Origin of the sequence: Pseudoalteromonas rubra, from assembly GCF_001482385.1 — a bacterium.
Lineage (GTDB): Bacteria > Pseudomonadota > Gammaproteobacteria > Enterobacterales > Alteromonadaceae > Pseudoalteromonas > Pseudoalteromonas ardens.
Map to the genome: position 1 here is coordinate 2,776,985 of NZ_CP013611.1, position 12,797 is coordinate 2,789,781.

The window sequence follows — 12,797 nt, forward strand, 5'->3', positions numbered from 1 at the left end:
CCGTGCCAGATCAGGGCTTGGGGCACAATCTATGACAGGCCCATATACTGAAATGAAAGGTGGATACAGAGGCGGAGCGATTGAGCAGACATAAAAAAACCCACGCAATGCGTGGGTTTTTTAAACCAGATAGGTGGCTGCTTATTTGCGCAGCTGGCGTAGAAGACGTAGCTGAGCAAGAGCTTCTTCAAGCTGCATGGCAGCTTGCTGGTAATCCAGCTCGCCCGCAGTGCCTGAAGCCAATTGCGCTTCCGCTTCACGTTTAGCTTCTTCAGCAGCTTGCTCGTCAATTTCTTCCGCACGGATCGCAACGTCAGCAAGGACAGTTACGGTCTTAGGTTGAACTTCCAGCGTACCACCTGCAACATAGATAAACTCTTCAGTTTTATCTTCTGTTACTAAACGTACCATACCAGGTTTTAGGCCAGTCAGTAGTGGTGCGTGACCCGGGTGAATACCCAGCTCACCTTCACTACCTGTCACTTGGATCGCAGTCACGTCACCAGAGTACAAACTCTTTTCAGCGCTCACTACGTCAAGGCGTACTGTCATTGCCATAACAACCCCCTAATTACATGTTTTTGGCTTTTTCGATCGCTTCGTCGATTGAGCCAACCATGTAGAAAGCCTGCTCTGGCATGTCATCGTATTCACCGTTTAAGATGCCTTTGAAGCCAGAAATAGTGTCTTTCAGTGAAACGTATTTACCAGGTGCACCTGTGAATACCTCAGCAACGAAGAACGGCTGAGACAGGAAACGCTGGATTTTACGTGCACGAGATACAACTTGCTTATCTTCGTCAGATAGCTCGTCCATACCTAGGATTGCGATGATGTCTTTCAGCTCTTTATAACGCTGAAGTACAGTCTGAACGCCACGTGCAGTCTCGTAGTGCTCGTTACCGATTACTAGCGGGTCAAGCTGACGAGATGTTGAATCTAGTGGGTCTACCGCAGGGTAGATACCAAGAGACGCGATATCACGTGAAAGTACAACGGTTGCATCAAGGTGCGCGAACGTCGTTGCTGGTGACGGGTCAGTCAAGTCATCCGCAGGTACGTATACGGCCTGGATTGACGTGATTGAACCAGTCTTAGTAGACGCGATACGCTCCTGTAGTACACCCATCTCTTCTGCAAGAGTTGGCTGATAACCTACCGCTGAAGGCATACGACCTAGTAGTGCAGATACCTCAGTACCCGCCAGCGTGTAACGGTAGATGTTATCTACGAAGAACAGTACGTCACGACCTTCGTCACGGAACTTCTCTGCCATAGTCAGACCAGTCAAAGCAACACGCAGACGGTTACCCGGTGGCTCGTTCATCTGACCGTATACTAGCGATACTTTGTCTAGTACGTTTGAGTCGTTCATCTCATGGTAGAAGTCATTACCCTCACGCGTACGCTCACCAACACCGGCGAATACAGAGTAACCGCTGTGCTCGATTGCGATGTTACGGATAAGTTCCATCATGTTTACGGTTTTACCTACACCAGCACCACCGAACAGACCAACTTTACCACCCTTAGCGAACGGACATACAAGGTCGATTACCTTGATACCTGTTTCAAGTAGCTCAACTGAGCTGCTTTGCTCTTCGTATGAAGGTGCAGCGCGGTGGATTGACCAACGCTCTTCTTCACCGATTGGGCCGGCTTCATCAATTGCGTCACCCAGTACGTTCATGATACGACCAAGTGTTGCTGTACCAACTGGAACCTTGATTGGTTCAGCTGTACCTTCTACTGAAGTACCACGGCGCAGACCGTCAGTACTACCTAGTGCGATACCACGTACCACACCGCCACCTAGCTGCTGTTGCACTTCTAGTGTCAAACCAGCCAGGTCGCCTTCTGTAACTTTTAGTGCGTCATATACGGCTGGCACGTTGTCTTGTGGGAACTCGATGTCCACAACGGCGCCGATAATTTGGACGACCTTACCTAAACTCATGTCTATTCCTCTCGTTAAACTTTGCCGAAGCGTTACACGGCAGCTGAACCAGATACAATCTCACTGATCTCTTGTGTGATTGCAGCCTGACGCGCCTTGTTGTATACCAGCTGTAACTCATCAATCAGGCCACCTGCGTTATCTGTTGCGGCTTTCATCGCAACCATACGGGCAGCTTGCTCAGAGGCAGCATTCTCAACTACACCTTGGTAAACCTGAGACTCAATAAAGCGCACTAGTAGTGTCTCTAGAATCGCCTCTGGGTTTGGCTCATATAAGTAATCCCAAGCGTGAGCTGATACTTCTTCTTCAGCTTTTGGCAAAGGTAATAACTGATCGATAACAGGCTCTTGCTTCATTGTGTTCACAAAGTTGTTGTACACAACGAATAAGCGATCAATTTTGCCTTCTTCGTATGCTTTTAGCATCACTTTAACAGGACCAATTACGTCCTGAACGGAAGGCGCATCTCCTAACCCGGCTTTTTTGGCTTCTAGCTCACCGCCAAAACGTTTAAAGAAACCAGCAGCTTTGCCGCCCAGGGTGGCAAATGTTGCATCAACACCCTTTTCTTTCCACGCTTTCACGTCTTTCGCTACATACTTAAACTCGTTTGAGTTCAAGCCGCCACAAAGACCACGGTCAGTAGAGATAACGATGTAACCTACTCGCTTCACCTCACGTTCAACTAAGAACGGGTGTTGGAAGTCAAGGTTAGCCTGAGCAATACGACCGATCACTTTGCGTAAGTTTTCAGCGTATGGGCGGCTGGACGCGACGCGTTCCTGTGCCTTCTTCATTTTAGAAGCGGCAACCATCTCCATTGCGCTGGTGATCTTCTGAGTATTCTTGATACTCCCGATCTTGCTTTTTATCTCTTTTCCGCTGGCCATGACTCTTTCTCCGAATCTGGGTGAGTAGTTAACTACTCACCTTCATAACACATTACCAAGTTTGCGTAGACTTGAACTTCTCTAGAAGTTCTTTCAGCTGCGCTTCGATCTCGGCGTTGTAGTTACCAGTTTCATTGATTTGAGTCATTAGCGCTGCGAATTCGCTTTTCGCGAATGCGATTAGGCTTGCTTCAAAATCAAGTACTTTGTTGATTTCGATGTCTTGCAGGTAGCCTTTCTCAACAGCGAATAGAGACAGAGACATGTCAGCAACAGACATTGGTGCGTACTGTTTCTGCTTCATTAGCTCTGTTACGCGCTCACCGTGCTCAAGCTGGGCACGCGTTGCATCGTCAAGGTCAGAAGCGAACTGAGAGAACGCCGCTAGTTCACGGTACTGAGCTAGTGCTAGACGGATACCACCACCTAGTTTCTTAACGATTTTAGTTTGCGCTGCACCACCTACACGAGATACCGAGATACCAGCGTTAACCGCTGGACGGATACCTGCGTTGAACAAGTCAGTTTCTAAGAAGATCTGACCGTCGGTGATTGAGATAACGTTGGTAGGTACGAATGCAGAAACGTCACCACCTTGAGTTTCAATGATTGGCAATGCCGTCAATGAACCTGTTTGACCTTTCACTTCACCGTTGGTGAACTTCTCAACGTAATCAGCGTTAACACGTGATGCACGCTCTAGAAGACGTGAGTGAAGGTAGAATACGTCACCTGGGTATGCTTCACGGCCCGGTGGACGCTTAAGTAGTAGTGAGATCTGACGGTAAGCAACAGCTTGCTTAGACAGATCATCATATACGATTAGCGCGTCTTCACCACGGTCACGGAAGTATTCACCCATAGTACAACCAGAGAACGGAGCCAGGAATTGTAGTGCAGCAGACTCAGATGCTGATGCAACAACAACAATGGTGTTCTCAAGAGCGCCGTGCTCTTCTAGTTTACGTACTACGTTAGCAATGGTCGAAGCTTTCTGACCAACCGCAACGTACACACACTTAACGCCTGTGTCTTTTTGGTTGATGATAGCATCGATAGCCAGTGCTGTTTTACCAGTCTGACGGTCACCGATAACTAGCTCACGCTGACCACGACCAACTGGGATCATAGAGTCGATAGACTTATAACCAGTTTGTACTGGCTCGTCTACTGATTGACGCTCGATTACGCCCGGTGCGATTTTTTCAACTGGCTCAAAACCATCGTTGTCTACCGCGCCTTTACCGTCAATCGGCTCACCAAGTGTGTTTACAACACGACCTAGCAGACCACGGCCTACTGGTACTTCAAGGATACGACCTGTTGATTTAACTTTTACGCCTTCTTTAAGGTCTGCGTATGGACCCATTACTACCGCACCTACTGAGTCGCGCTCAAGGTTCAATGCGATAGCATAACGGTTGCCAGGAAGCTCGATCATCTCACCCTGCATACAGTCAGCAAGACCGTGGATACGGATGATACCGTCGGTAACAGATACGATAGTACCTTCGTTACGCGCTTCACTTACAACTTCAAACTGCTCAATGCGTTGCTTGATCAGTGCAGAAATTTCTGTGGAATTAAGTTGCATGCTCTTTTTCCCAATTACGATTGTAGCGTCGTCACAAGACGATCTAACTTGCCGCGAATAGAGCCGTCAATGACGGTATCGCCAGCTTTAATGACCAGACCACTTACGATGGTTTCGTCGATGCTACAATTCAGCTTAACTTTGCGTGCGAAACGTTTCTCAAGTGCCGCGACCAATTTTGCTTGCTCTTCTTCGGCAAGCGCTGCTGCTGAAACGACGTTAACGTCAATTTCTTTGTCATAGTCTGCTTTTAGTTCAGCAAACAAATCTGCAACAGCTGGAATGGCGGCTAAACGCTCATTTTCGGCCATCAGCTTGATAAGATTTTGGCCTTGTTCGTCGAGTTGCTCAGCGCATAGCTTGATGAATACATCAGACTGCTCTGCTTCGGTAGCAATGCCACCCAGTAGCAGCTGAACCTGTTCATCGCGGGCCACCTGGCCTGCGAAGAACAGCATTTCATTCCAAGCTTCAACTGTGCCTTTCTCAACGGCAAGTTCAAAAGCCGCTTTAGCGTATGGGCGAGCGATAGTAGTCAATTCAGACATGCTCATACCCTCTACTTAAAGCTCAGCGACAAGTTTTTCAACGATGTCACTGTGTGCGGCTTGATCGATTTCACGCTCTAAAATCTTCTCTGCACCAACCACAGCCAGAGTCGCTACTTGTTGACGTAGCTCTTCTTTCACGCGGTTGCGTTCAGATTCGATCTCAGAGTGTCCCTGAGCAATGATTTTCTCACGCTCTTGCTGACCACGAGTTGTCTCTTCGTCAACAATCAGCGTTGCACGCTTTTTAGCTTGTTCGATGATTTCGCTAGCTTGAGTTTTCGCTTCTTTCAGTTCTTCAGCAGCTTTTTCGCGCGCTTGCTCAAGATCTTTTTCAGCTTTGTCAGAGGCAGCTAATCCATCTTCGATTTTCTTCTGGCGAGCTTCAATCGCACCATTTAGTGGTGGCCATACGAACTTCATACAGAACCATACGAAGACCACAAATGCGATTAATTCACCTATTAGAGTGGCGTTTAAGTTCACGACCGCTCCTCCTTACTTGACAGTTGTTCGTTTCAGGTATTTTGCAATATTAAAGAGCGAACAACATGTACATAGCGATACCTACACCGATCATTGCAACGGCATCGATAAGACCAGCTAGGATGAACATTTTAACTTGTAGTTGAGGCGCAAGCTCAGGCTGACGAGCACATGCTTCTAGGAACTTACCACCCATGTTACCGAAGCCTAGTGCAGTACCGATTGCACCAAAACCGATTAGTAGAGCAACAGCGATAAGTTTAATAGCAACTGCGATTTCCATTTTTATCTCCAAAGTTTCAATAGTAAATTAAAGTTAAAGTTTAAAAAATTCTTTTATTTCAGCTGATTAGTGACTTTTTGTACTAGCCATGCTGAGGTAAACGATAGTCAGCATCATAAATACGAATGCTTGCAGTACGATTACCATGATGTGGAACACAGCCCATACAAAGTGCAGTGGAAGCTGCATCAGGCCGATTGCACCAATCAGGATGAAAATCATCTCACCCGCATACAAGTTACCGAACAAACGCAGTGCCAGCGAGAAAGGCTTAGCAACCAATGCGATTGTTTCAAGTAGCAAGTTACATGGGATAAGAATCGCCATCACTAATTTGTTCTTAGAGCTGAACGGGTGAAGCGTAAGCTCAGCAATGAAGCCGCCCAGGCCTTTGATACGAATTGAATACCCGATCATCAGAATAAATACACCCAGTGCCAGTGCAGCGGTCATATTCACATCTGTGGTCGGTACAATTTTCATGTAAACATCGTGTGAGTCCATACCAAATGCTTGTTCACCAACAAAGCCGGCGAAAGCAGGTAGGAAATCAACTGGAACCAAATCCATCAAGTTCATTAAGAACACCCAGACGAAGATAGTCAGGGCCAAAGGCGCGATCAGCTTGCTGTTGCCATGGTAAGTGTCTCGCACGTTATCACCAACGAGCTCAACAACCATTTCAATAAAGCACTGGAATTTACCAGGAACACCTGTGGTGGATTTTTTAGCGGCACTTCGGAAGATCCATAAGAATATAAGACCTAAACCGATGGACCATGCGAGGGTATCTATATGCCATGTCCAGAAACCACTGTCCGCACATGCTTTATTGAAGGCCAGACCGGCATCGGTCGAACACATCTTGGCATTGGTCAAGTGGTGCTGAATATGGCTCGATAGAGTCACTTCTTCTGCAGCCATTGTTTTATCCTAAAAGTTAATGATTAAAAAAAATCAGAACCAACCATTGTGTCAGCATCACCAGCATGTAAGTGCCGAAAAACGGCAGCATGACGACTGAAAAGTGCTTAAAAATGAGCGCAAAAAGCACAACAGTTAGCAAAAATTTTAATCCGTTTCCTCGTTTCAATGAGGAATACACTTGATTTGCCTTACTGGCACCCATAAATCGGAATGCATAAGCGGCAAATACAAAATTAGGGAGTACTAGCACCGCTCCGCCAGCCAACGCCGACAAGCCTGCTTCCACTCCCCAACCAATAAAAACTATTACTGCAGCAATGATAGCTACGAGACCCTGATATAAAACACCTTTTAATGCGGCACGCCGATATGGGCTTGCTAACGAATGAGTCACTTATAATTAACCTTAATGACGCTAAATTTTATCAGGGCTAGAAAACTGGCGAAATTATACTTATTTCTGCTCAATTTGCAACTTGACGAGACGAAATGTAACGCTTTTCGAGCGCCCATTTCGCCTTAAAAGGTAAGATTACGAGGGTTGCTGAAAATCGGGCTGAATACGCCCCAAAATTCCGTCTAATTCATCTAAATTTGCATAAGAAATCACCAGCTTACCTTTACCTTTTTGGTTATAATTTATCTCCACTTTGGCCCCCAGGTTCTCAGCCAGTTGCTGCTCAAGCAGTTTAACGTCCGGATCTTTCTCTTTTGCTGTTTTTTTCTCCACTGGCTCTAGCATAGCACGCACCAGCTTCTCGGTTTCACGAACCGTCAATCCTTTAGCGACCGCGGTTCTGGCCGCTTCCGATTGTTGCTCACCTGTCAGTGCCAGTAAACAACGGGCATGACCCATTTCAATATCACCATGTTCCAACAAAATTTTTACATCATCGTTGAGATTATTGAGACGAAGTAAATTTGTCACTGTGGTACGTGACTTGCCTACGGCGTCAGCAACTTGCTGATGGGTCAGTTCAAACTCGTTCAGTAACCTATCTAATGCTACCGCTTCTTCCATAGCGTTAAGATCTTCACGCTGAATGTTCTCAATCAGCGCAATGGCCACAGCGGCTTCATCAGCAACATCTTTGATGATACAGGGCACCACATCCAGCTCAGCAAGCTGCGCAGCGCGCCAGCGTCGTTCACCGGCAATGATTTCGAATTGGTTTTCAGCGATCGGGCGCACCACTATCGGTTGCAATACACCTTGTGCCCGGATCGAACTGGCAAGCTCTTCCAGAGCCTGCTCAGACATGTCCTTGCGCGGCTGATATTTACCACGTTGCAAATACTCGATGGGCAACCGTTGTAATTCCTGATCGGCCACCTCATGGCTTTGCGTCGTCTGCTCGGGTTCACCGGCACGCTCGGTGCCTTGGGTTTGTGCGACTTCAGGCTGAGCAGGTTGAGGCGCAGCAGGTTTTGCTGAACTCAACAAGGCATCCAGACCTCGACCCAAACCGCGTTTTTTCACCGACATTATTTTTTCTTCCTCTTAGGCAACAGCTGCTGCTTGTTTTTCCTGACGGCGGAGCATTTCTCCGGCCAATGCCAGATAGGCTTTGGCACCACTGGATGCTCTGTCATAGTACATCGCTGGCGCACCAAAACTCGGCGCTTCCGCTAGGCGCACATTGCGTGGGATCACCGTGCGGTATACTTTTTCGCCAAAATGCTGTTTCAGCTGCTCAGATACATCATTCGCCAGGCGGTTACGTGGATCGTACATAGTACGCAAGATCCCCTCGATCTGTAAATGTGGATTGACCAGCTTAGAAAGCTGCGTGATGGTATCCATCAGCGCCGTTAGTCCTTCCAGTGCATAATATTCACACTGCATAGGCACCAAAACAGAATCAGCCGCCGCCATTGCGTTGACCGTCAACATATTCAATGAAGGCGGACAATCAATAAAAATAAAATCGTACTGGTCCAGCACCGATTCCAGTGCATTACGCAAACGCACTTCACGGGCGAACAATTCCATCAACTTAACTTCTGCCGCGGTCACATCACCGTTGGCAGCAATTAAGTGGTATTCGCCGGACGTTTCTTTACTGATCACGTCCTGAATGGGGGTCTCTTCGATCAAAAGATCGTAAATGGTTGCTACTTCGCCATATTTGTCAACACCGCTGCCCATGGTTGCATTGCCTTGTGGATCCAGGTCAATTAGCAGGACCTTACGTTTGGTCGCAGCCATGGAAGCTGCCAGGTTAACTGCAGTGGTGGTTTTTCCCACACCGCCTTTTTGGTTTGCGATCGCAATGACTCTAGCCACTATGTCCTCGAATACTAGTCTTTTTTCAGAATGATTAAATGACGTTCACCATCCAGCTCGGGGACCTGTAAACTAATATCACGTTCCAGAGTCACACCAGCAGGCAGGTTATCTAGTTCCTGCTGCGGAAACTGACCTTTTAATGCCAGAAAGCGGCTTTCGTCATCGACCAGATGTCCACACCACTGAACCATGTCCTGCAAAGAGGCAAATGCACGGCTCAGTACACCGTCTAATTTAACACTTGGCTGATATTCTTCAACACGAGACTGAACAGGTGTGACGTTTTCCAGTCCAAGCGCATGTTTTACCTGGGTTAAAAAACGTACACGCTTACCTAGGCTATCGAGCAAAACAAACTGTGTATCGGGCAGGGCGATGGCCAGTACGATCCCGGGTAACCCCGGTCCGGTGCCCACGTCGATGTAATTTTTGCCGCTCAGGTGAGGCGCAACGACTAACGAGTCCATGATGTGTTTAATCATCATTTCTTGCGGATCGCGCACTGAGGTTAAGTTGTAGGCTTTGTTCCATTTATCGAGCAGCCCGACATAATCGACGAGCTGCTGCTTCTGTTGTTCAGTTAGCGTGATGTCCGTACGGGCTAACAGGGCTGTAAGTTGTTCTAATAACACAGTCTTCCGTTTGTTGTTACGCTGACTTGCGTAACAACCCTTGCTTCTTCAGATACACTAATAATAGCGAAATAGCAGCAGGGGTGATACCAGAAATACGAGACGCCTGGCCGATTGTTTGTGGTCTGGCTTCTGACAGCTTAGCCACCACCTCATTAGACAGACCGCTGACCTGAGCGTAATCGAACTCAGCCGGTAACAGCGTTTCTTCGTGACGCAATTGTTTGTTGATCTCATCCTGTTGACGCGCAATGTAACCGGCGTACTTAGTCTGGATCTCAACCTGCTCCAGCGCCTGGGTATTGTCCTGTTCGCTGGCCAACCCTTCAATCTGCATCAGTGTGTTATAACTGACTTCCGGACGACGGATCAGATCTTCTAAACTGGCTTCACGGGTCAATGGCGACTTCAGCAATTCATTCACCTGCGCCAGAGCAGGGTGATCTTTGTGGATCCAGGTATTACGCAGTCGCTGTGTTTCCAGCTCCATGACTTCCAGCTTGTTGTTGTAAGCGGCCCAGCGCTCATCATCCACCAGACCTAATTCGCGACCTTGTTCAGTCAGACGCAGATCGGCGTTGTCTTCACGCAACAGCAGACGATATTCAGCACGGCTGGTAAACATACGATACGGTTCTTTGGTGCCTAAAGTTGCCAGATCGTCGATCAAGACACCGGTATATGCCTGATCGCGACGCGGTGTCCAGGCATCCTGACCCTTAACTTGCAAGGCTGCGTTCATACCGGCGATTAAACCTTGTGCTCCGGCTTCTTCGTATCCGGTGGTGCCATTTATCTGGCCCGCAAAGAACAAACCATTAATGAATTTAGTTTCCAGAGATTGCTTCAGATCTCGGGGATCAAAGAAGTCATACTCGATGGCATAACCCGGACGACAGATGTGTGCATTTTCAAATCCCTGAATTGAACGCACGATCTCCAGCTGAATATCAAACGGCAGGCTGGTGGAGATCCCATTTGGATAGAGCTCATATGAGGTTAACCCTTCCGGTTCAACAAAGATCTGATGCTTCTCTTTATCAGCAAATCGGACAATCTTATCTTCAATAGATGGACAATAACGGGGTCCGATCCCTTCGATCACACCGGCATACATAGGTGAACGATGCAGGTTTTCACGGATCACATCATGGGTTTTCTCATTGGTATACGTGATGTAGCAAGGGATCTGTTGCGGATGATCAGTCGCTTTACCCATAAATGAGAACACGGGTGTTGGTGTATCACCAGGTTGTGCCTGGATCACAGAAAAATCAACCGTGCGTGCATCGATACGAGGTGGAGTGCCCGTTTTCAGCCGATCAACTCGGAAGGGCAGTTCACGTAAACGCTGTGCCAATGCAATTGACGGTGGATCGCCTGCACGGCCACCTTTAAAGTTTTCCAAACCAATATGGATCTGACCACCAAGGAAAGTACCGACAGTTAATACTACTGTTTCAGCACTGAAGCGCAGTCCCATTTGAGTAACAACGCCTTTCACCTGATCCTGTTCAACGATCAGATCATCACATGACTGCTGAAAGATCTTCAGATTTTCCTGATTTTGCAAGATATCCTGGATCGCCGCTTTATACAGTGCACGATCTGCCTGAGCCCGAGTTGCTCGCACAGCAGGGCCTTTAGATGAATTCAAAGTACGGAACTGGATCCCGCCTTTGTCGATCGCTTTGGCCATTGCACCACCCAAAGCATCGATCTCTTTTACCAGATGACCTTTTCCGATCCCGCCGATCGCTGGGTTACAGGACATCTGTCCCAGGGTGTCCATATTGTGTGTTAACAATAAGGTATTCATGCCCATACGTGCTGCAGCTAATGCCGCCTCAGTACCTGCATGACCACCACCAACAACGATAACGTCAAAATGTTCGTGATAAATCATTTACGGGATCCTACTTAAAAACAACCAGCAAATTTCGAAAGGGTGCGTATTCTACCCAGAAAAACGCAGAAGTGAAACGTTTAAATTTTAATCAGGGTTAAAAGGATCACTTAAATATATATAAGGATCTTTTTAAAGATCTTTATTAGATCTTACTATTAGATCAGCCCGGATCTGTGAATAACGATGTATTCCTTATTTGATCCAAAGAGTTAGTTCAGATCATATGGTGTGAATTAGATCGGATCATCACGATGAAAAGCTTTGATCAAAGTGGCTATTTATTCACAGCCCTAGATCCGATGAAAACTATCCAATGGATAAGTATGCTTAGATCCGCAGTTAGATCAAAGGTTATCCACAATGCGATCTAAGAAAGAGTCATTTTGTGAATAACTTCTGTGTAAAAGATCTCATCACTGATCCGCATATCGGATTAACACGCCTGATCCAATTGCTGTTTTAGTGCGGGCAACCAGGCGATGGCGGTATCTTCCGGCAGCGCTTCATCTTGCACATCGATCTTTAATACCGGTAATAGCTGCTGTGCGCCTTTATCTGACAGTAGCTGCGCACAGTTACTGGCGGCCAGATTAAAGGTGTCATAACTTGAGTCGCCAATACCCACTACGGCAAATTGCACATGGCTCAGATCTTCATGATCAGACAGTTGCTCTATAAAAGGCAGCAGGTTACCCGGATAGTCGCCTGCCCCATAAGTGGATGTGACCACCAGCCACAGAGAATGCTGACAGGCGCTCAAGTCCGGTTGTTCATGCAGTTGTGTGTTGAATTCACTGCCATCAAGCTGCTCGGCAAGCTGTTCTGCAACGTACTCTGCGGAGCCCATTTGGCTACCTATGATGATCTCAATATTGCGCATGAGGCGTTAGATCCTGATTACTGACTCTGAGCGTATTCGCGACATCTTAATGACCTTCACAGAGAAGTAAAGCCTTGATCTAAGTTTGGGATAAAAAAATCTAGCGCAATTAATATTCAAAACGCGCGGTATTATAATAAGTCTATATTAATCAGTGTTTTAATAAAATATTCCACATACTAACCCGGTGTGCTTGCTGTGGATAAACCGCGAATATCCTGATGCTTTTTAGGGTTATCAGGCCTTACAGAAATGGCTGTAAAGGATCATAATCAGGACGATTTCTAGCTTGTGGATAGATTCTGGTGCATAAGACGATCTGATCGCCTTTCCATGATAAGAAAGACGATCTATAAAGTTTGATCTATATAATGAAATAATCTAAAAAATGGCGATCT

General features: G+C 47.0%; 14 protein-coding genes. All 14 read right to left on the reverse strand.

Annotated elements, in window-relative coordinates; translation table 11 throughout:
- Positions 1–141: 141 nt before the first annotated feature.
- The gene (locus AT705_RS12050) at positions 142–558 is read right to left on the reverse strand and encodes a F0F1 ATP synthase subunit epsilon (RefSeq protein ID WP_010384877.1); all 417 of its coding nucleotides are present in this window, start codon (positions 556–558) and stop codon (positions 142–144) included.
- 13 nt (positions 559–571) lie between these two features.
- Positions 572–1,957: a F0F1 ATP synthase subunit beta gene (gene atpD, locus AT705_RS12055; protein WP_010384876.1), complete on the reverse strand. Its 1,386-nt coding sequence runs from the start codon at positions 1,955–1,957 to the stop codon at positions 572–574.
- Positions 1,958–1,989: 32 nt separating this feature from the next.
- Positions 1,990–2,850: a F0F1 ATP synthase subunit gamma gene (gene atpG, locus AT705_RS12060; RefSeq protein WP_049863034.1), complete on the reverse strand. Its 861-nt coding sequence runs from the start codon at positions 2,848–2,850 to the stop codon at positions 1,990–1,992.
- A 52-nt stretch (positions 2,851–2,902) separates the two neighbouring features.
- Positions 2,903–4,444, reverse strand: coding sequence for a F0F1 ATP synthase subunit alpha (gene atpA, locus AT705_RS12065; protein ID WP_058796782.1), 1,542 nt, complete (start codon positions 4,442–4,444; stop codon positions 2,903–2,905).
- Positions 4,445–4,458: 14 nt separating this feature from the next.
- The gene (gene atpH / locus AT705_RS12070; RefSeq protein ID WP_010384873.1) at positions 4,459–4,992 is read right to left on the reverse strand and encodes a F0F1 ATP synthase subunit delta; all 534 of its coding nucleotides are present in this window, start codon (positions 4,990–4,992) and stop codon (positions 4,459–4,461) included.
- 15 nt (positions 4,993–5,007) lie between these two features.
- On the reverse strand, positions 5,008–5,478 hold the full coding sequence (atpF, locus tag AT705_RS12075) for a F0F1 ATP synthase subunit B (protein ID WP_010384872.1): 471 nt from the start codon (positions 5,476–5,478) through the stop codon (positions 5,008–5,010).
- Positions 5,479–5,527: 49 nt separating this feature from the next.
- Positions 5,528–5,761, reverse strand: a complete 234-nt coding sequence (gene atpE / locus AT705_RS12080; RefSeq protein ID WP_008222392.1) for a F0F1 ATP synthase subunit C — start codon at positions 5,759–5,761, stop codon at positions 5,528–5,530.
- 66 nt (positions 5,762–5,827) lie between these two features.
- Entirely contained in the window at positions 5,828–6,685 is an 858-nt protein-coding gene (gene atpB, locus AT705_RS12085; protein WP_049863033.1) for a F0F1 ATP synthase subunit A, read from the reverse strand.
- A 16-nt stretch (positions 6,686–6,701) separates the two neighbouring features.
- A complete protein-coding gene (locus AT705_RS12090) occupies positions 6,702–7,082 on the reverse strand; it encodes an ATP synthase subunit I (protein ID WP_010384869.1) in 381 nt (126 codons plus the stop codon).
- 138 nt (positions 7,083–7,220) lie between these two features.
- On the reverse strand, positions 7,221–8,174 hold the full coding sequence (locus AT705_RS12095) for a ParB/RepB/Spo0J family partition protein (RefSeq protein ID WP_058796783.1): 954 nt from the start codon (positions 8,172–8,174) through the stop codon (positions 7,221–7,223).
- Positions 8,175–8,189: 15 nt separating this feature from the next.
- Positions 8,190–8,975, reverse strand: a complete 786-nt coding sequence (locus AT705_RS12100; protein WP_049863031.1) for a ParA family protein — start codon at positions 8,973–8,975, stop codon at positions 8,190–8,192.
- Positions 8,976–8,989: 14 nt separating this feature from the next.
- Positions 8,990–9,610 (reverse strand): 16S rRNA (guanine(527)-N(7))-methyltransferase RsmG, encoded by a 621-nt coding sequence (gene rsmG / locus AT705_RS12105; protein ID WP_058796784.1) that lies wholly within the window; start codon positions 9,608–9,610, stop codon positions 8,990–8,992.
- 16 nt (positions 9,611–9,626) lie between these two features.
- Positions 9,627–11,516 (reverse strand): tRNA uridine-5-carboxymethylaminomethyl(34) synthesis enzyme MnmG, encoded by a 1,890-nt coding sequence (gene mnmG, locus AT705_RS12110; RefSeq protein ID WP_058796785.1) that lies wholly within the window; start codon positions 11,514–11,516, stop codon positions 9,627–9,629.
- A gap of 436 nt (positions 11,517–11,952) precedes the next feature.
- Entirely contained in the window at positions 11,953–12,399 is a 447-nt protein-coding gene (gene mioC / locus AT705_RS12115) for an FMN-binding protein MioC (protein ID WP_058796786.1), read from the reverse strand.
- Positions 12,400–12,797: the final 398 nt, after the last annotated feature.